Below are 19,318 nucleotides of genomic sequence, written 5' to 3'. Positions count from 1 at the left end.
GGCCCGGTCGGGCAGCGCGGGGCTGCCCGACCGGGTTGCTCACTGACTACGTCGCGGGGCGGGTGCTAGTCGAAGGGGTTCTCGACGAGCGCGTTGGAGTGCGAGGCCGACAGGTGGGCGAGCTGCTCGGACTCCTCGATCTCGGTGACGACGTCGAAGGGGTTCTCGACGAGCGCGTTGGAGTGCGAGGCCGACAGATGGGCGAGCTGCTCGGACTCCTCGATCTCGGTGACGATCTGGTTGTCCATGGGTCGTTCCCTTCTCGGGTCATGACGCATCGGTCATAGGGGCCGATACGTGTTCGTGGGGGACGAACGACGGTCACTCTAGTTGATAATGATTACCGTTTCCAATAGCTTTGGTCCATGAACTTCCAGAAGCTCCTCGTGGCCGACTACCGCGGAGGCCGCATGTACGCCGTCGCGGACGGCACGGTGAGACCGCTCGGCGACGCCGTCCTCGCCGAGCACGCCGGGTTCCTGACGCTGCCCCGCAGGGAGGGGGAGAGGCGCGCCTCATGGGCCTACGTCGACGACCGCTCCGGCGAGCTCGTGGTCTCGGGGGGCCGCGGCGAACAGCGCTTCCCCGCGGCCATCCCCGGCGAGCACCTCGCCTGCGACGCCTCCGGCCGCTACGTGGCGGTGACGACCGGCCTGGGCGCGAACGCGGAGGCGTGGAGCGACGTCGTCACCCTCGTCGACCGCGAGCGGAGCGGGTCGGTACGGTTCCGCTCCCGGACCGGTGAGCCCGGGGTGCTGATCGTCCCCGACCAGGCCGGCGGCGAACCGGCGGTCGTGCTGCGCCACCGGGAGCCCGGAGCCCTGGAGGCGTTCCCCCTCTCCCGGTGCCTCGACGCCGCCCCGCACGTGCCCCGGATCACCGGTGAGGTCGTCCGCGAGCTCGCCGACGACGGACACGGCGACGTCGTCGACCAGCGCACCGGCATCGCGGCGACCGCGACCAGTAGAGGACTGGAGCGTTTCGTCGTCGAGGACGGTGTCCCGCGCATGCTCGGCACCGTCGCCTGGCCCGTGCCCGGCCGCGCCTACTACCTGCGCCTGGACCCCGCCGCCGGCCGCGCGGTGGGCGTGGTCCGAGGCGGCCCCGCGTCCCCGACGGCATGGACCGAATGGACGAACCACCTGGTCGACGTCGACCTGTCCACCGGCCGGACGCGCTGCCTGGAGCTGCCCCGGGGGCTGGCCTTCCGCTTCGCGCTCGGCGGCACCCGGGCCGCCGTCGCCACGATCCACCCCGACGGAGACGAGCTCACCGTCATCGAGCGGGCCGAGCCGCTGATGCGCGTCCCGCACAGGACCCCGCTCCCCCCGATGTCGCGCCCGCCCGCCCCCGGACACCTGCCCTGGGACCCCGTCGGCGACTCACCCGCACAGCGGCGCTCCGTGGCCGTCGACCCCGCCGGGACGACGGTCGCCGTGACCCGGGGAGGCGACGGCCAACTGCACCTGTTCCACGACGGCGCACTCGACACCGTCACCGTGCCCGGCCCGCTCGACGAGGGCGGGCACCTGTACTGGCACGGCGGCGACACCGACACCATCGGCCGGTAGCGCGATGCACGAGTCCCCTCCTCCCGCCGTCCCCGCCCTCGACGCCGCGCTCACGAAGTGGGAACGGCACGGCCGCCCGGGCCTGCCGGAGAACGGTTTCGTACTCAGCCGACCGCCCGGACGCCGACGCCGGGGGATCTACCGGGCGGACACCGGCGCACCGGTGATCGAGCCCGAGGGCCACATCCTGCGCATGGCCCCCTCCCCGGACGGGCGCAGCATCTGCGTCCAACTGGCCGAGCACGCGGACGAGGACGCCGCCCTGGGACTGGTCGACACCGCCAGCGGAGCCCTGCGGCTGTACCCGCGGGTTCGCTGCCGCTACGACCCCGTGCTCTGGGACGCCGACTCCTCCGGTGTCGAACTGGTCGCCGGCCGCTCCCACGGCCTCGTCCGCCTCGACGTCGGCACCGGGCGGCCGACGGTCTCGGCCGTACCGCCGGACACCCGGCTCAGACTCTTCCCCGGAGGCCGGCGCGGACTGCTCGCCGAGAGCCGCCCCGGCAGCCCCAGCCGCCTCGTCGACCGGGCCACCGGTACCGAGCTCGCCGCGTTCGCCGCCATCGTCCGGGCCCTGCCCGCGGGGGACGACATCGTCGTCGACGACGGCGCCCGCCTGCAGGGACTCGACCCGGACAGCGGCGCCCGGAGATGGTGCTGGGACGACCCGGACCTGCGGATCACCTCGTTCGCAGCCCGCGGCCAGGACATCGTCGCCGTCGGCGTGCGCGCCGGCCGCAGTGTCCTCGTCCGGCTCGTCCAGGGCTCGGTCGCGGCCGAACGAGAGGTCGCCCACCGGGGCGCTCCGGCCGTCGCGACCGGGGTGAGCGCTGACGCCGGCCGGTTCCACGTCCTCATCGAAGGCCCGGTCCTGCCCCCACGGGTCGTACCCGCCGAGGATCTGCTGTCCGACCGTCCGGCAGCGGTCGGCCCGGAAACCCCGGCACGCACCGAACGGCACGTCTTCACCGCCGGGGACGGAGCGCGCGTCCCCGTCGTGGTCACCTCACCGGTCGGCGCCGAGGGGCCCGCACCGCTGATCCTCACCTGCTACGGCGGTTTCGGTGTGCCGAGCCTGCCGGTGTTCGAACCGACCGTGCCGGCGTGGGTCGAGTACGGCGGACGGTACGCCATCGCCCAGGTCCGGGGCGGCGGCGAGCACGGCCCGGCCTGGCGGCAGGCCGGGCGCGGCCCCGCCAAGGGACGCGGCATCGAGGACCTCGCCGCCGTCGCACGCGGCCTGGTCGAGGCCGGGCTCACCCGACCCGACCTGCTCGTCCTGGCCGGCGCCTCGCACGGCGGGGTCCTGGCCACCAGCTGCGCTCTCGGAACGCCGGACCTGTGCGCCGGGGTCGTCAGCACCGCGGCGCCGCTCGACCTGCTCAACCTCGGCGCCCACCCGCTCGGACGGCGTTGGGCCGCCGAGTTCGGAGCCTCGGACACCCCCGAGGGGACCGAACACCTGCGCCGGATCTCGCCCCTGCACCGTGCCAGGGAGCTCACCCCCGGCACCGTGCCTCCCCGCTTCCTCGGCATCGTGCTGGCGGAGGACTCCCGGGTCGCCGCCGACGACACCCTGGCGGTCGCCGACGCGCTGCGCCGCGCCGGAGGCAGCGCCGACGTGTGGCGCGCACCGGAAACCGGCCACGGCGGCAACCACCTCGACAGCCTGCACCGCCTCGGAACGACCGTCCTCGGCTTCGCCGCCACGACCACCAGAACCGTGCGGACCCATCCATCCACCAGCTAAGAGAGCCCCCGCGACAGATGGCACAAGCAACCAACGGGAGACGGGCGCCGGTCCCCTTCCGGCGCCTCCTGACCAACGCGCGCCCCACAGGAGCGCCCCCCGACGGCGCACCGCCCCCGACCCCTTCCGCTGGCAACACCCGGCGGCGCGGCGTGCTCGCCGCCCGGATCCTCGTTCCGGCCCTGGCCCTGACGCTGCTGGCGGTGGTGGTGCTGTCCAGCAGCGTCGGCACGATCGACGTGTCCCCGGCGGAGGCCCTGCGCATCATCGTCGGCCACCTCGTGCCCGGGATGCCGTGGATGTCGGACGGATCACTGACGACGGTGCAGGACAACGCCGTCTGGCAGTTCCGGCTGCCCCGCGCACTCCTGGCAGCGACCGCCGGCGCCGCGCTGGCCCTGGCCGGTGCGCTGATGCAGGCCGTGGTCCACAACTCCCTCGCCGAGCCCTACATCCTCGGTGTCTCCGCCGGCGCCGGCGTCGGAGCGGTCTCGTTCATCGTCCTGGGCGTCGGGACCAGCGCTCTCGGCGTGGGGGGCGCGGCCTTCCTCGGCGCGCTCGCGGCCACCGCGGCCGTCTACACCCTGGCCCACAAGAACGGGCGCATCGCACCCCAGCGCCTCATCCTCGCGGGCGTCGCCCTGGGCTCCCTGTTCAGCGCCGTGACCAGCTACCTGACCATCACCACCCACGCGCAGAACGTCTTCAGCATCATGTTCTTCCTCCTGGGTTCGGTCTCCGCCGCCACGATGAACCATCTCGCCCTGCCCTCGGCGGCGCTGCTCATCGTGGGCCTCTACGCCGCGTTCCACGCCCGGGCGCTCAACGCGCTCCTCGTCGGAGACGACGCGGCCGCGTCCCTGGGCGTCAACGTCAACCGGCTGCGCAGCGGCGCCCTCGTCGCCGCCGCGCTGCTGACCGGATCGGTCGTCGCGGTCTCCGGAGGCATCGGCTTCGTCGGGCTGATCATCCCGCACATCGCACGCATCATCGTCGGCTCCGACCACCGCAGGATGCTCCCCGTCGCCCTGCTCGGCGGGGCGGTCTTCCTCGCCACCTGCGACTTCCTGGCCCGCACCCTGGCGGACCCCTCGGAGATCCCGCTGGGTGTGCTCACCGCGATGGTCGGAGCGCCGTTCTTCCTGTGGCTGCTGCGACGCGACCGCGCCGACAGCGTGGGGGTGGGCCGATGAGAGTCGACGTCGAGAACCTCCGAGCCCACCGCGGCGGGCGGCCCGTCGTCACCGACGTGAGCGTCTCGGTGCCCTCGGGCACCGTGCTCGGCCTGCTCGGGCCCAACGGGAGCGGCAAGTCCACCCTGCTGCGCGCCGTGTCCGGGCTCGCGGCCCCGTCAGCCGGCCGTGTGCGCTTCGACGGCACCGACATCACCGCGCTGAGCCGCAGGGAGCTGGCCCGGCACGTCGCGGTGATGGCCCAGGAGCACAGCGAGGAATTCGAGATCCCCGTCCTCGACCTCGTCCTGCTCGGACGCATCCCGCACGGACGCGGGTACGGGCGCGATTCCGACCACGACGTCACCCTCGCCCGGCAGGCCCTGGCCCGCGTCGGCGCCGCGCACCTGGAGAACCGCTCGTTCTCGGCCCTCTCGGGCGGTGAGCGCCAACGCGTGCTCTTCGCCCGCGCGCTCACCCAGGACACCCCCGTGCTCGTCCTCGACGAGCCCACGAACCACCTCGACATCGCCCACCAGCTCGAACTCCTCGACCGGGTCCGGGCCACCGACCGCACCGTGCTGGTCGCCCTGCACGACCTGAACCTGGCCGCACGCTCCTGCGACGCCATCGGTGTCCTGGCCGAGGGGCGCCTGATCTCCCTCGGCACCCCGGACGAGGTACTCCACACCGACCTGGTCCGCTCGGTCTTCGGCGTCGAGTCGACAGCCGTCGCCCACCCGCGTTCCGGACGGCGACACCTGCTCTTCGACGCCCGCAGCGCGCCGGAGCCGAACGACCCGACCCCCGCTAACCCACCCGCCCCGACCGAGGAAGAAGCAACCACCCCATGACACGCAACACCACCCGGGCCGCGTCCCGGCGCCGTTCCCGTACCCGCGGCCTCTCGACCGGCTGGGCCGCACTCCTCGCGGCGCCGCTGGTGCTGACCGCCTGCGGTACCGGCGTCACCGGCGACCAGGCGGCCTCCGACGCCTCCGACGCCTCCGGGGACACCGTGACGGTCACGAACTGCGGACGGGAGCTGTCCTTCGACACCGCTCCCGGCAGCGTCGTCGGGCTGATGCCCTCGCAGACCGAACTGCTCCTCCGCCTCGGTGTGCGGGACTCCATGGCGGGCCAGGCCCAGACCGAGGTCTCGGCGCTGCCGGAGGACGTTGCCGGGCAGGCCGACGGCATCCCGGTGCTCAGCACGGACGCCCCGCCGGCTCGTGAGGACCTCCTGGCCGTCGCCCCCGACCTGGTGGCCGCCCCCACGGAGTACGAGTTCACCGCGGAACAGGGCTTCGCCAGCATCGAGCAGCTGGACGAGAACGGCGCCCAGGCCTACGTCGCGACCGGTGGCTGCGCCGACCGCCGCAACACCGCGCAGGTCACCGACGTGCTGACGGACGTCACCGACCTCGGCGCCATCCTGCGCGTCCCCGAGGAGGCCGAAAGGCTCGTCCAGGACACCGAGGAACGACTGGCCGCCGTGGAGGAGGCGATCAGCGGCTCCGAACAGCCCAGCGTCGCGCAGGTCTACGTCGAGGGCAACTCGCTGTCGGCCATCGGCGCCGGCATCGAGGCGGACATCATCAGGACCGCCGGCGGCGCCAACGTCTTCGACCCCGACAGCCCCGAGTTCGCCGACTTCTTCGCCGCGCAGATCAACCCCGAGGAGATCGTCAGCCGCAGCCCCGAAGCCGTCGTGTTCGGTGTGAGTGGACCGGAGCACGAAGAGCAGACGCGCGAGTACCTCCGCGACACCTTCCCCGAGGTCCCGGCCGTGGAGAACGACCTCCTCGTCGCCATCCCCGCGAGCGACCTGTACCCCGGCGCCCTGGGGAACGTCGACGCCGTGGAGACGATCGCCCGGGAGCTCTACCCGGACGCGTTCTAGCCCGGCGTCCGACCCGCCTGCCCGGCCCCGGGGCCGCTTGTGGTGCCCGCGGTGCTCTTCCCCGGGTGCCCGTGTCCTCGGGCGCCCGGGGCGGGGAGCCGGGCGCTGGTTCCGGCTCCCCGCCGGGCGCCCCGGGCCGGGTGCGCGGAGTGTGCCGTGCCGATCCGCCCGACGCAGGAGCGGCACGGCCGGGTCAGGCCTTCGCCCCGGTGTCCCCGGTGTCCCCGGCAGCCCCGGCGTCTGCGGCATCCCCGGCTCGGTCGGTGTTCACAGCGTCCTCCCGCTGCCCGGCGGGGCCCTCAGCGGAACCCGCGGCCGTCACGGGCCGCCTCCGCCCGCCGCCCAGGACGGGGGATCCCCGCCACGACCCTGCCCAGGACCGGGAGGAGGCCCGTGACCACGAGGAAGACCGCGCCCGCGGCCGCGACGTAGCGGCTCTTCGCCCGGTTCAGGTTCAGGTGGCCGATGGTGGCCACCCGCTTTTTCGTCGGCAGAGCGCCGCAGGGCAGGGACGTGGCCCGTGTTCTGCTAGGAATGAACCGACTCCGTCCCGCGCTCGTGGAGTCCCTTCTGCCGTCCTCGGGGCGTCGGTCCCGGGCCCCATCCCCCGAACTAGAAGGTCCTTCGGTATGACCTGTTCCAGGTTGACCCTCGGCGCCCTGGCCCTGGCACTCCTCGTCCCCCTCACCTCCTGCGGCCTCCTCCGGGACGCCGAGGAGACCGCGCAGACACAGGCGGAGTCCGCGGAACCAGCAGCGGAACCATCTCCCGAACCGGGAAGCGCCGAGGACGCCCTGCCCTACGTCGAGGCACTGGGCCGTTCGAGCGATCCCGAGCTGGTGGAGGAGGGCCTGGAGTTCGCCCACCCGGACTGGCCCGCCCACGGGTACCTGCAACACCAGGCGAACGGAGTCCGGGCCAACCTCGTCAGCGGGCACCGTCTCCAGGACGACCCGGTCGAGCTGACCGACCAGGGCATCCGGCTCTGCCGGACCAGCGGGTGCGCCACCTTCGGCGGCTTCGTGTTCGTGGAAGGACTGCTCGCCGACTTCCGGGTGGAGGGCGACCTCGTCGGCGACCACCTCCTCCCCGGCGGAGGAGGTGACACAGTCGAAGGGGTCACCGTGACGGTCGCCAGCAGCTACCACGCGATCCGGGCCGACTGCCTGATCGTGTTCGCGGACGTGGAGACCGAGTCGGTCGAGGTCAGTGTCCTCGACGCCACGCACGAGGCCCCCGACGGAGAGCTCGGGCCCCTGGACCCCCGCTACGGAGTCACCGGTCAGGACCACTTCACACCCGCCTCCCCGGGCCAGGTCATGCTCTGGTTCGAGAGCACGGACGGGGGCGGCACCGTCGACCTGGTCCTGGAGTGCGTTGAGGGATGCGAGGGCGAGGTCCACCTCTCCCTGCCGCTGGAGTGAGCCCGAACCACCCACCGTGCCGCACGGCGCCCGTGGGCTGCACGTCCCGGGCACCGCTCTCCTACCCGGTCGGCTCGACCCGCCACTCGTCCCACACCGGCCCGTCGCCCTCTCCCGCACCGTCGCCCGCCACCACCCTCAGAGGAGAGCCTTCGGCTCGGATTCCTCCCTTACCCGGCCGTCGGCACCGAACACCACGAACCGGTCGAAGCTCCGCGCGAACCACCGGTCGTGGGTGACCGCCAGGATCGTCCCCCGGTAGGCCTCCAGCGCCGACTCCAGGGCCTCGGCCGAGACCACGTCCAGGTTGTCGGTGGGCTCGTCGAGCAGCAGCATGGTGGCGCCCGACAGCTCCAGCAACAGCACCTGGAACCGGGCCTGCTGGCCGCCGGAGAGGGTGTCGAACGACTGCTCGGCACAGAGCGCCAGTTCGTAGCGGTCCAGCGCCCGCCCGGCCTCGTCCCGGGGTACGCCCTTCCTGGTGCCCCGCCCGCTGTGCAGGATCTCCAACAGGGTCCGCCCGGCGAACTCCGGGTGCTCGTGCGTCTGCGCGAACCACCCCGGCAGCACCCGGGCGCCCAGCCGGGCCCGGCCGGTGTGCGGAACCGGCTCGACACCGGCGCGCTCCTCCTCCGGCACCAGTGAGGACTCGGGGTCGTCACCGCCGCCGGCGAGCAGCCGCAGGAAGTGCGACTTGCCCGAACCGTTGGCGCCCAGCACCGCGACCCGCTCGTCGTACCAGACCTCCAGGTCGAAGGGGTGCATCAGCCCCGTCAGCTCCAGGTTCTCGCACACCAGGGCGCGCCTGCCGGTGCGCCCGCCGCGCAACCGCATCCGCAGGTTCTGGTCCCGGGGCTGCTGCTGCGGCGGCCCCGCCTCCTCGAACCGGCGCAGCCGGGTCCGCGCGGACTGGTACCGCGTGGCCATGTCCGAGTTGTAGGCGGCCTTCTGCTTGTACATGGACACGAGCGCCTTCAGCTTGGCGTGCTCCTCGTCCCAGCGCCTGCGCAGCTCGTCCAGGCGGGCGAACCGCTCCCGCCGGGCCTCGTGGTAGGTGTCGAAGGCGCCCCCGTGCGTCCACACGCTGTTGCCCGCCGCACCCAGCTCCACCGTGACGATCCGGTCCGGCACCCGGCTGAGCAGTTCGCGGTCGTGCGAGACGAACAGGACCGTCTTGGGTGTGGCGCGCAGGGCCTCCTCCAGCCAGCGCTTGCCCGGAACGTCCAGGTAGTTGTCCGGTTCGTCCAGCAGCAGCACCGGCGCGGGCCCGCGCAGCAGCGCCTCGATGACCAGCCGTTTCTGCTCACCTCCGGAGAGCGTGCGCACCTGCCGCCACCGGCAGCGCCCGTAGGGCGCGCCCAGGGCCGCCACACAGCACTGGTCCCACACGACCTCGGCCCCGTAACCCCCGGCGTCGCCGTAACGCGCGATCGCCTCGGCGTAGCGCATCTGCGTCTTCTCGTCCTCGGAGACCATCATGGCCTCCTCGGCCCGATCCAGGTCCGCGTGCGCTCGGCGCACGGCCGCGGGGGAGACCGACACCAGGAGTTCGTGCACGGTGCTCGCGTCCCGCACGTGCCCCACGAACTGCGGCATCACCCCCAGCTCGCCGTCCACGGTCACCGCGCCCGACTGGGGCGCGAACTCACCTTTGACCAGGCTCAGCAGTGTGCTCTTGCCCGCGCCGTTGGCACCCACGAGGGCGGTCCTGGACCCCGCGCCGACCCGGAACGACACCCCGTCCAACAGCACCCTCCCGTCGGGCAGGGTGTGTGTGACCCGGTTGACGTCGACGTAACCCACGACCGCTCTTCTCCCGCTGCTCACGAACCGCCCGCACGCCCGATCGGCGCCCGCGGGCAGGCTCGCACGCCGGGACGGCCGGCCGCAAAGGGTTATCGCGGGTGGTGGGAGGAGGGCCGGGGCAGCTCGGGAGGGCGGGTGCCGCTCATCCACAGGGCCAGCTCATCCCGGCCCACCAGCACCATCTCGTCCCCCGCCTCCCACGCGGCGGCCTCGGTGAAACCGTCGGAGGCCACGAACATCCCCAGGTAGCCCCGGTGGGTTCCGGCCAGCACCCCCAGGAAGGCCCGCACCTCGTTCGGCGGGACCGGTCTGCGCCAGCGCTTGCACTGCACGACCAGGGGGCGCCCGTCCGGGGTCTGGGCGCGCAGGTCCGCCCCGCCGTCGAAGGAGCCGCCCACCACCGTGACCCTGGTGTAGCCGTGGGACCGCAGCAGGCTCGCGACGTACTCCTCGAAGCGCACACCCGTCATCCGGTCGACCGCGGACAGGTCGGTGCGGGCCACCACCCTGCGGTCCCCGGCCAGCCGGATCCGGCCCCGGACCCACCAGACCAGCACGGCCAGCGCGGCGGCGGCCGCCAGGGCCAGGCCCAGCCACACCAGCGGACGGTCGGCGTTGTCGTGCAGCCAGCCCAGGGCCAACAGTGACACCACCACGGCCAGGGGCAGAGTTCCTCGGAGCCACCGGGCCCGCAGCCGGGCCCCGCGTCGACGCCGCCGGGCCCCGCGCCGACCCTGTCGTGCGCTCACGTTCCTCCCCGGGACACGGTCTGCGGTCTCATAACGGAGCACATCATCCCACGGGTGGCCAACCCGACAGCCCCGTCCCGGTACGACGGGACGGGGCTGTCCCCGGGCGCTGCCACAATGGCACCAGCCGCCCTCCGGACGAGAGCACCGGTCCCGCCGGGGGGCGACCCGCGCGCGTACGCGAGCCCTTCAGGGGCGCGCGCCACGGGAGTGAACGGGAACGACCAGGGACCGATACCGCGGGGGTTGAGTGGTGGCCGAACGCAGGGCGTTGGACCTGGACGCGCTGGCGGTCAGCGACCGCTTCCGCCTGTTCAACTTCACCCGCCGCGACGATCACGTCACCTACCTGTGGATCCTGCGGGCCGTGGACCGCCTCCGCGAGGTCCACCAGGTGCAGGTCGGTGCGGACGAGGTCGAGGCGACCCTGCGCGAACTGGGCGCGGCCCACGCGGAGGTGCCCGCGCTCCCCGCCCAGGGGCTGCGCAGCCGCCTCGACGAACTCGCGGCCGACGGCGTGGTGCACCGCTTCGACGACGCCTCCCGCGCGGGCACGCTCGCGAGCTACCGCAACCGCCAGTCCGTCTACCAGTTCAGCGAACTCGGCTACCGGGCCTATCACGCGGTGGAGAACGTCCTCGGCGCCCGGGCGGAGGACGTCAACCTGTCCCGGCTCGTCTTCTCCGACGTGCTGGAGGACCTCGGAGCCCTGGCCGAGGCCAACCGCACCGGCCGGGCCGAGGACGTCTACCGGCGCCTGTCGCGCCTGGACTCGGTCATGGAGGACATGGGGCGGCGCTCCGCGCAGTTCCACGTGACCCTCGGGGAGATCCTGCGCTCCACGGAGGCCTCGCCGGAGGTCTTCCTGCGCCACAAGAACGCCCTGCTGGTCCACATGTCCGACTTCATGGCCGAGCTGGACCGCTACCTGCCCCGCCTGGACCGGGCCGTCCACGAGGTCGAGGCCACCGGCCTGAGCACCCTGCTCTCCCGCGCGGCCGAGGCCGACGAACGACTCTTCATGGAGCGGGCCGAACGCCTGGAGGACTGGTCGCGCCGCTGGTGGGCGGTGCGCGCCTGGTTCGCCTCCGAGGGCGGGGCGCCCACCCGGGCCGCCGAACTCGGCCAGGCCACCCGGTCCGCCGTCTCCGGGGTGGTCGCCCTGCTGCGCCAGATCACCGAGGCCCGGCGCGGCGGAGTCAACCGCTCCACCCAGCTCCGCCACCTGGCCGCCTGGGTGTTCGACACCCCCGACGACGGGGCGGCACACGCCCTCATGGGCGCCGCCTTCAACACCCGTTCCGCCCGCCACCTGGGCGTCGCCCACGAGGACGGCGACGAGTTCTCACCCACCGACTCCTGGCACGACGCGGCCGGAGTGGAGGTCTCGGTCACCCTGTTCCGCAACGACCGGGCGCCCACCCCCGGAGTCCCCAAACCGGTGCGCCGTGACACCGGTGCCCGCTCCGAGCTGCGCCGCCGCCAGCGTGAGGAACGCGAGGCCGAACGCGCCTCGGCCGCGCTCCTGGTCCGCGAGGGCGCACACGAGCGCGTCCTCGACGACAGCGACACCCGGGTCCTGCTGCGGCTGGTCACCAAGGCCCTGGAGTCGCGGGAGGTGTACACCGGCCCCGAGGGGTCGCCGCCGGCGGTCGTCGGGCGCCTGAAGTCCGCCACCGGCGACGACGGCGGCACCCTCGTCAAGCTCGTGCCCGACCTGCGGGGCAGCACCGTGCGCACCTCGCAGGGCAACCTCCACCTGCCCGGCTTCCGGGTCGAACTGGCCTCCCGCGTCCGCGGAGCCCGACGGGGCGCCGCGGACGCGGCAGGCGCCGACCGGGCCGACCGGGCGAGTACCCGGAAGGGGAACTGATGGCCGCCCGCACCCGCCCCCGCGTCGAGACCGTGGACCTGGGCTCCTACCAGCAGGCCGTGCGCAAGGTCCTCACCTGCGACGTCATCACCGCCTCCCGCCCGCGCCCGGGCGTACTCGACCAGGTCCTGTACTGGGCCGACCAGATGGCCGAGGACCTGCGCGCCCTGTTCGGGTACACCCTCATCGCCACCACCGACCACGTCCGCCTGGTCCGCGAACTCGACCTGCTCGACCCCACCCAGCGCCAGACCTTCGCCCGCAAGGGCAAACCCTTCGACCGCCGCCGCCTGGCCTACCTGTGCCTGCTGCTGGCCGCCTTCCAGCGCTCCCAGGTCGAGATCAGCCTCGGTGACCTGGTCCGACGCGTCACCCCCTCGGCCAACCAGATCGAGGGCCTGGGCTACGACCCCACCGACTCCACGCACAAGGCCGCGCTGGTCGACGTCGTCCACTGGTTGCTGGACCGGGGCGCCCTGCACCTGTCCGACGGCTCCGTCGAGGCCTGGGCGCGCGGCGGCGAACAGGGCGACGCGCTCTTCGACATCGACCACGAGATCTGCGAGGTCCTCTTCCGGCCCACCCGGCCGATCCAGCACCTGCACAGCGCCTCCGGGCTGCTCAGCGACGCCCTCGGCCAGGACGCCCCGCGCGAACGCGCCGCCCGGCGAGCCCGCCGCCTGCTGGTGGAGTACCCCGTGGTGTACTACGCGGACGTCGAACCCGAGGTCGCCGCCGCACTGCGCGGCAGGGGCCCGGCCGAGGAGGTGAGCCGCCTCACCGGGACGAAGCTGGAGCGCCGCGCGGAGGGGGTCCTGCTGGCCGACGCCTCCGGCACCTTCACCGACCGGGCCTTCCCGGGCCGGGGAGGCGCCGTCACCCGTACGGCCGGACTGCTGCTGGCCCAGATCGCCACCTACTTCGAGGAGTCCTGGGCCGGTCTGGCCCGCCTGCCCGCCCCGGGCGCCGTCCACGAGCACCCCGGGCTGGTCGCGCGGATCGACGCCGGGATCCCCCGGGAGGGGATCGTCACGGAGCTGGCCTGGGCCGAGGGGGAGCGCGTCCCGACGGTCGGGGCGCCCGCCACGGTGCCGTTGGTGGAGCGCGAACGCCTGGAGGACATGCTCGCCGACCTGTTCGAGGAGTTCGGCGCCGCCTCCTTCACCGCCACCTGGCAACAGGACCCCCAGGGCCTGCTCGACGCCGCCCTGGCCCTGCTGACCGACCTGGCCCTGGTCCGCCCGGTCCCGGGCGGGGTCCTGGTCACGCCCGCCGCGCTGCGCTACCGCAACATCCGGGGCGCGCTGCCCGAACGCCCCGACACCGGCCTGCTCCCGTTCGGTCCGCTCGACCAGCCCGAGGCCGGACAGCCCGAGGCCGGTCAGAACGGTGGCGGCCCCGACGGCGACCGGTCCGACAGCGGCCGACCCGAGAGCGACCGGCCCGACGACGGCGCCGCCGGGACAGAAACGCCCACCGCCCAGCCAGAGCAGCCCGAGACCGAAGGAACCGAGGAAACCGCGCCATGACCCGCAGGAGCGACCGCTTCCGGCCCAGCCGGGCCGGTGTCGTCAACGTCTGGGACTACGCAGACGAGGAGTTCGTCTTCGCCGACGGCCGCCTCGTCCTGCGCGGCCACAACGGTTCGGGCAAGACCAAGGCGCTGGAGGTGCTGTTCCCCTTCGTCCTGGACGGCTACACCGACGCCCGCAGGCTCGACCCCTTCAGCGGACAGAACCGCACCATGAAGTCCAACCTCCTCTACCGGGGCGACGAGTCCGCGTACGGGTACGTGTGGATGGAGTTCGCCCGCGCCGCCGACGGCGACACCCCGGAAACCGGCGCCCCGGCCGCCGCCGACCCGGGCACCGAGACCGTCACCCTGGTCATCGGCCTGCGCGCACACCGCCACCGCGACGGCGTCACCCCCTCCTTCTTCGTCACCGGCCAACGCCTCGGGGTGGACTTCGGACTGCTGGCCACCGACGGGCGACCGCTCACCGAACGCCAGCTCAAGGCGGCCCTCGGCGAGGACGCCCACCACTCCACCGCGGCCGACTACCGCAGGGCCGTCGACGCGCGCCTGTTCGGGCTGGGAGAGCGCTACGTCCAGCTCCTCGACCTCCTGCTTGCCCTGCGCCGCCCCCTGCTGGCCAAGGACCTGGACCCGGAGAAGGTCTCCCACACCCTCACCGGCGGCCTCAGCCCCCTCGACGACGCCCTCGTCGACCAGGCGGCGCGCGACTTCGCCAACCTCGCCGCCGTCCAGAGCCGGTTCGCCAGCGCCACCGCGGCCCACGAGGCCGCCCGGACCTTCACCGGCGTCTACGCCGACTACCTGACGACCAACGCCCGGCACCGGCTGTCCCGGGTCGCCGCCGCCACCGACCAGGCCGACACCCACGCCCGCACCGTCACCGAGGCCGCCGCCGAACTCGACCGGGCCACCGCCGCCCGGGACCGGGCCCGCGAGCGCGCCGCCGAACTCTCCGAGGAGGCTGAGCGCCTGGACGCCCAGTGCGCCGCCCTGCGCCAGCACGAGACCCTCCGCGACCAGCAGGCCCTCCAGGTCAGGCGGGAGAACAACGACGGACGCGCCCGCCAGATCGCCACCCAGCGGGCGCGGGTGCGCGCCCAGGAGGAGGAGATCTCCCGCCTGAGCGGCGAGACCGCCCGCGTCGCCGAGCGCGTCGAGCGCGAACGCGCCCGGGCCGGGGAACTGCGCACCGAACTCACCGCGGCCGCCGAACACTCCGGTATCGTCCACGACGCCGAAGGGCCCGTCGACACCGGCGACGACCTGCCCGAGACCGCACGGGCCAGGGCCGACGCCCGCCTCGACGACGTGCGCGCCGTACGCGAACGGCTCGCCGCCCTGGACCGCGCCGAGGACGGGCGCGTGCGCGCCGAGACGGCCGCCGCCAGGGCCGAGGACACCCTCGGTGCGCGCGAACGGGAGTGCGCCGGCGCCGAGGAGGAGCTCGCCGGACTCCGCCGCACCGCTGCCCGGAACCTGGACGGCTGGTCCGAGCGGTGGGAGATCGCCGGACCGGACTGCCTGACGGCCCTGCGCGGCACCCTGGAGCACTACGGCGAACCCGGCACCCCCACCCTCGCCCAGGTGTTCAACGAACAACTCCACGACCAGCAGCTGCACGCGGCCGCCCGGGCCAACGGCCTGGAGTCCGAGCAGACCCGGCTCGGCGAGGAGCTGGCCGCCGTCCGCCGCGAACGCGAGGACATCGCGGCCGAGCGCGACGACGCCCCGCCCGCCGACCCCCTGCGCCCCGCACCGCGCGGGGACCGGCCCGGAGCCCCCCTCTGGCAGCTGGTCCGCTTCGCCGACGACCTGCCCGAGGAGCACGGCGCCGCCGTCGAGGGCGCCCTGCACACCGCCGGGCTGCTCACCGCCTGGATCCACCCCGACCCCGACCTGACCCGCCAGGCCCTCGAACGGGCCGAGGCCGACGTCTACCTGCTCCCCGGCGCGGACGCGGGCACGGGAGCGGACGCCGGCGACGGGGCCGGATCCGCGCAGCCCGCGCACACCGGGCCCACACTCGCCGACCTCCTGGTCCCGGAAACCCAGGACCGGGTCCCCACCGACACCATCGCCCGCGTCCTGGCCTCCGTCCCCCTCGCCGGAGGGGACGGCGCCCCGCTCACCGAACTCCCGGCCGGCGTGGACACCGGGTCCCGCTTCCGCCTGGGACCGCTCACCGGCGCCCACCCCAAGCCCGCCGCCGAGTTCATCGGCGCCACCAACCGCGCCCAACGCCGCCGCGAACGCCTGGAAGCCCACGACGCCCGCATCAGCGAGCTCTCCGCCCGGTACACCGAACTCGGCGCCCGGCTCGCCCGGGACCACGAACTGCTCAAGGACTTCGACCGCGCCCGCGCCGACCTGCCCGACGCCACCGAGGTCGTCAGGGCGCTGCGCACGCTCGAACACCACTCCACCCTCCTGGCCTCGGCCCGGGCCGCCCGCTCCGAGACCCGCCGCGACTTCGACGCCGCCGTCGCGCAGGTCGACGCCGAACGCCGCCAGGTCCGCACCGCGGCCGCCGAACGCGCGATGCCCACCGGCAGGGAGGACGTCGACGCGGTCGCCGCCGCGGCCGGGGCCTTCCGGGACACCGCCCGGAACCTGCACGCCACCCGCGCCGGCATCGCCGACCACGAACGCGACCTCACCGGCCGCAGGGACACCGTCGCCCGGCTGACCGAAGCGCTCGAGGGCGACCGCGCCGACCTCGACCGGAGCCGCACCGAGCACCAACGCGAGACGGAGGAGCTGGCCACCCTGGAGGCGGCCATCGACGCCCCGGCCCGTGAACTCCTCGACCAGCTGGAGCGGGCCCAGACCGAACTCGGCGACGTCCGGGGCAGGCACCGCGGCGCCACGGGGGAGGCCTCCCGTGAACACGACCTGGCCGTGCGCTCCGAAACCCTGCGCGACAGCGGACGCCAGTCCCTGGCCCAGGCCCTGGGCACCCTCTTCGAACACGCCGCCGCCTTCGCCGGGCTCACCCAGCCCGCCGTGCGCGCCGTCATGGGCGTGGACACCCCGGGCACCTGGCCCGCTCCCGACCAGTGGCCCGCCCCGGAGGAGGCCGCGCAGCGCCTGCTCACCGGTCGGGCCGCCACCGTCCGCGAGGTCCTGCCCGGAACGGCCGCCGACCTGCTGGACGGCTTCGCCGGGGCAGTCGGCACCGGCGAGGTCGGCGAGGCCGAGCTCAAGACCGCGGGGAACCGCATGTCCCAGGCACTGCGCACCTTCCAGGAGGCCCTGGGCGGTGACGCCGAGGGCTACCGCGTCGACCACGAGGTCGGAGCCAGCGGACTGGTGACGGTGCACGTCAACGACGAGAACGGCCGCAACCCCGTCTCCGCCTTCGCGCGCGCCGTCGCCGAACGGGTGGAGGAGCAGGGCGCGCTCCTGCACGAGGAGGAGCAGGGGGTCCTGGAGGACGAGCTGCTCAGCGGTATCGCCCAGCAGATCCACGACCGGGTCCGCACCGCCAAACAGTTGGTGCGCGCCATGGACCGCGACACCCGCGCCCGGCCCATGTCCTCCGGCACCAGGGTGGGCATCCGCTGGTCCCGCTCGGACGGCCTCACCGACCACCAGCGCCAGGCCACCGAACTCGTGCGCCGCGACGGCGCCGGGCTCGGCCCCCGGGGCCTGGGCGAACTCCGCGCCGTCCTGCGGCGGATGATCCGCGACTACCACGCGACCCACCCCCGGGCCAGCCACAAGCAGGTCCTGGCCGCGGTCCTGGACTACCGCGACTGGTACCGGTTCGAACTGCGCCTGGCCGAACCGGGCAAGGACGAGGTCACCCTCACCAAGAACAAGCACGAGCAGATGTCCGGCGGCGAGAAGTCCGCCGCCATCCACCTGCCCCTGTTCGCCGCCGCCAACGCCCTGTACTCCTCGGCCGCGCCGACCTGCCCCCGCGTCGTCGCCCTCGACGAGGCCTTCGCCGGTATCGACGACCGCTACAAGCCCGAACTCATGGGCCTGACCGTCACCTTCGACCTGGACATGTTCATGACCGGCCACGACCTGTGGGTGCACTACGACACCGTCCCCATGGCCGCCCACTACGACATGCACCACGACAAGGCCAGCCACACCGTCTCGGCCCTGCTCATGCTCTGGGACGGCGAGCAGACCCTGGACGCCGACGCCGGGTTCGCCGGAAACGAGGAACTCGCCGCGGAACTGCTCGGCATCGCCCCGACGAGGTACGTCCCCCAGTCCACCGCGGGCACCCTCCTGGACGGGGCGGCAGGACAGTGAACCTGGACGTCTTCCGCGGCCCCCGCCTCGCCGCACTGCTCGCCCGGACACGCGAACAGCTGGAACGCCGTGACGGGGCGCTCTCCGGGGGCTTCACCCTCAAGGGGCTGACCGAGGAGGAGGCCGGACACGTCCACGGCTTCCTCGGCACGGAACCGGGGCGGCACCCGGACCGGGTGCCGGTCAGACTCGCACACCTCGACGCGACCGTCCGCGCCGGCTACGGGATCGGCCTGGCCGAGCTCTTCGAAGCCCTGGGAACCCCGTTGCGTTTCAGGAGCCGGGCGGACCGGGAGACCGAGGAGCTGCGCGCGCGGATCCTCGCCCCGGCCCTGGCCAGCCCCCTGTACGAGGCCGAGTGGTTCCGCTCCTGGCTCGAACACCGGGACACCCGGGCGGCGGTCACCCGACGGGTCCGGAAGAAGGACACCGACACCTTCGGGCAGGCCGTCCGGGTCCTGGAGACGGTCGACGCCCACAACACCGAGGCCTCCGCCACCGGGACCTCACCGCTGCTCCTGCAGAGCCTGGCCGTGCACGCCACCGGCGACACCAAGGCGCTCAACAGCGACCGCCCGCTGGCGGGCCTCGTGCTCGCGGCCCTGGCGGCGCGCTCCGGCACCACCCGCCCCGCCGACAGGGACGCCCAGGAGCGCCGCGCCCTGTGGGAGGAGAACGACGTGGTCCAGGACGACCTGGCCAGCCGCGTGCTGACCCTCAACCTGCCCGCCCGCGGCCCGGTACTCGGTACCTGGCTGACCGAGGCCGCGGAGCACGGCGTCCCGCTCCAGGTCACGCTGCACCAACTCGTCCGTTTCCCACCGGTCCCCACCGCACGCGTGATCCACGTGTGCGAGAACCCGGCCGTGCTCCGTCTGGCCGCCGAGAGGCTCGGATCGGAGTCCGCCCCCCTGTTGTGCACGGAGGGCTGGCCGTCGGCCGCCTTCCACCGGCTCGCCGCGGCCGCCGTCAGCGCCGGGGCCCGCCTGCGCTACCACGGCGACTTCGACTGGCCCGGAGCGGCCATCGCCCGACGGGTGGCCGAACGCTACGGGGCCGACCTCTGGCGCATGTCCGCCGCCGACTACCTCGACCACGTCCCCGACGAACACCACCCGCTCGAAGGGCGGGAGCGGCCCACGCCCTGGGACCCCGCCCTGGCCGAGGCCATGCGTGAGCGCGGGGCCGCCGTCTTCGAGGAGTCGGTCGCCCCCGCCCTGGTGGGGGATCTGGCCGAGCGGTGACCCCGGCGCGGGCACGGGCG

At 74.0% G+C, this 19,318-nt stretch carries 14 protein-coding genes; 10 read left to right on the top strand and 4 right to left on the bottom strand.

Annotated elements, in window-relative coordinates; genetic code table 11:
- Positions 1 to 65 precede the first annotated feature (65 nt).
- On the bottom strand, positions 66 to 248 hold the full coding sequence (gene amiA / locus IE195_RS12585) for a streptamidine family RiPP (RefSeq protein ID WP_191270947.1): 183 nt from the start codon (positions 246 to 248) through the stop codon (positions 66 to 68).
- 117 nt (positions 249 to 365) lie between these two features.
- Between amiA and IE195_RS12580 the strand changes: the two genes are divergently transcribed.
- From IE195_RS12580 to IE195_RS12560, 5 genes are all read left to right on the top strand, one after another.
- Positions 366 to 1,571, top strand: a complete 1,206-nt coding sequence (locus IE195_RS12580) for a hypothetical protein (protein WP_191270946.1) — start codon at positions 366 to 368, stop codon at positions 1,569 to 1,571.
- A 4-nt stretch (positions 1,572 to 1,575) separates the two neighbouring features.
- Complete coding sequence (locus IE195_RS12575; RefSeq protein ID WP_191270944.1) at positions 1,576 to 3,321, top strand: prolyl oligopeptidase family serine peptidase; 1,746 nt, start codon at positions 1,576 to 1,578, stop codon at positions 3,319 to 3,321.
- Positions 3,322 to 3,488: 167 nt separating this feature from the next.
- On the top strand, positions 3,489 to 4,514 hold the full coding sequence (locus IE195_RS12570) for a FecCD family ABC transporter permease (protein ID WP_191271569.1): 1,026 nt from the start codon (positions 3,489 to 3,491) through the stop codon (positions 4,512 to 4,514).
- The gene (locus IE195_RS12565) at positions 4,511 to 5,347 is read left to right on the top strand and encodes an ABC transporter ATP-binding protein (protein ID WP_191270941.1); all 837 of its coding nucleotides are present in this window, start codon (positions 4,511 to 4,513) and stop codon (positions 5,345 to 5,347) included. Before IE195_RS12570 ends, IE195_RS12565 begins: the two co-directional genes overlap by 4 nt.
- Entirely contained in the window at positions 5,344 to 6,396 is a 1,053-nt protein-coding gene (locus IE195_RS12560; protein WP_191270939.1) for an ABC transporter substrate-binding protein, read from the top strand. The genes IE195_RS12565 and IE195_RS12560 overlap by 4 nt, the downstream gene beginning before the upstream one ends.
- Before the next feature lie 299 nt (positions 6,397 to 6,695).
- Here IE195_RS12560 and IE195_RS12555 read toward each other — a convergent pair whose 3' ends face one another.
- On the bottom strand, positions 6,696 to 6,872 hold the full coding sequence (locus tag IE195_RS12555; protein WP_191271633.1) for a solute carrier family 23 protein: 177 nt from the start codon (positions 6,870 to 6,872) through the stop codon (positions 6,696 to 6,698).
- A 153-nt stretch (positions 6,873 to 7,025) separates the two neighbouring features.
- Here IE195_RS12555 and IE195_RS12550 point away from each other — a divergent pair, with 153 nt between their 5' ends.
- Positions 7,026 to 7,820, top strand: coding sequence for a hypothetical protein (locus IE195_RS12550; protein WP_191270937.1), 795 nt, complete (start codon positions 7,026 to 7,028; stop codon positions 7,818 to 7,820).
- Positions 7,821 to 7,958: 138 nt separating this feature from the next.
- On the opposite strand, the gene IE195_RS12545 is transcribed toward IE195_RS12550, so the two are convergent.
- The gene (locus tag IE195_RS12545) at positions 7,959 to 9,623 is read right to left on the bottom strand and encodes an ABC-F family ATP-binding cassette domain-containing protein (RefSeq protein ID WP_191270935.1); all 1,665 of its coding nucleotides are present in this window, start codon (positions 9,621 to 9,623) and stop codon (positions 7,959 to 7,961) included.
- 92 nt (positions 9,624 to 9,715) lie between these two features.
- Positions 9,716 to 10,375 carry a restriction endonuclease gene (locus IE195_RS12540; RefSeq protein WP_444544293.1) on the bottom strand — a complete coding sequence of 220 codons (660 nt, stop codon included), beginning with the start codon at positions 10,373 to 10,375 and terminating at the stop codon, positions 9,716 to 9,718.
- Between the two features lie 253 nt (positions 10,376 to 10,628).
- Between IE195_RS12540 and IE195_RS12535 the strand changes: the two genes are divergently transcribed.
- The 4 genes from IE195_RS12535 to IE195_RS12520 are packed head-to-tail and all read left to right on the top strand — an operon-like array spanning position 10,629 to position 19,298.
- Complete coding sequence (locus IE195_RS12535) at positions 10,629 to 12,248, top strand: TIGR02677 family protein (protein ID WP_229826185.1); 1,620 nt, start codon at positions 10,629 to 10,631, stop codon at positions 12,246 to 12,248.
- Positions 12,248 to 13,777: a DUF2398 family protein gene (locus IE195_RS12530; RefSeq protein ID WP_191270931.1), complete on the top strand. Its 1,530-nt coding sequence runs from the start codon at positions 12,248 to 12,250 to the stop codon at positions 13,775 to 13,777. Before IE195_RS12535 ends, IE195_RS12530 begins: the two co-directional genes overlap by 1 nt.
- Entirely contained in the window at positions 13,774 to 18,054 is a 4,281-nt protein-coding gene (locus tag IE195_RS12525) for a TIGR02680 family protein (RefSeq protein ID WP_191270928.1), read from the top strand. Before IE195_RS12530 ends, IE195_RS12525 begins: the two co-directional genes overlap by 4 nt.
- The gene (locus IE195_RS12520) at positions 18,051 to 19,298 is read left to right on the top strand and encodes a TIGR02679 family protein (protein ID WP_191270926.1); all 1,248 of its coding nucleotides are present in this window, start codon (positions 18,051 to 18,053) and stop codon (positions 19,296 to 19,298) included. The genes IE195_RS12525 and IE195_RS12520 overlap by 4 nt, the downstream gene beginning before the upstream one ends.
- The last annotated feature ends 20 nt before the right edge of the window (positions 19,299 to 19,318 follow it).

This window comes from Nocardiopsis terrae (assembly GCF_014651695.1).
Classification (GTDB): domain Bacteria; phylum Actinomycetota; class Actinomycetes; order Streptosporangiales; family Streptosporangiaceae; genus Nocardiopsis; species Nocardiopsis terrae.
Note: the sequence above shows the minus strand (reverse complement) of the source record. Positions and strands in the feature narration are given on the sequence as shown.

Coding starts and splice junctions, on each gene's coding strand:
- IE195_RS12565 (WP_191270941.1), top strand. CDS start 4,511: ATGAGAGTCGACGTCGAGAACCTCCGAGCCCACCGCGGCGGGCGGCCC.
- IE195_RS12560 (WP_191270939.1), top strand. CDS start 5,344: ATGACACGCAACACCACCCGGGCCGCGTCCCGGCGCCGTTCCCGTACC.
- IE195_RS12525 (WP_191270928.1), top strand. CDS start 13,774: ATGACCCGCAGGAGCGACCGCTTCCGGCCCAGCCGGGCCGGTGTCGTC.
- IE195_RS12575 (WP_191270944.1), top strand. CDS start 1,576: ATGCACGAGTCCCCTCCTCCCGCCGTCCCCGCCCTCGACGCCGCGCTC.
- IE195_RS12580 (WP_191270946.1), top strand. CDS start 366: ATGAACTTCCAGAAGCTCCTCGTGGCCGACTACCGCGGAGGCCGCATG.
- IE195_RS12550 (WP_191270937.1), top strand. CDS start 7,026: ATGACCTGTTCCAGGTTGACCCTCGGCGCCCTGGCCCTGGCACTCCTC.
- IE195_RS12530 (WP_191270931.1), top strand. CDS start 12,248: ATGGCCGCCCGCACCCGCCCCCGCGTCGAGACCGTGGACCTGGGCTCC.
- amiA (WP_191270947.1), bottom strand. CDS start 248: ATGGACAACCAGATCGTCACCGAGATCGAGGAGTCCGAGCAGCTCGCC.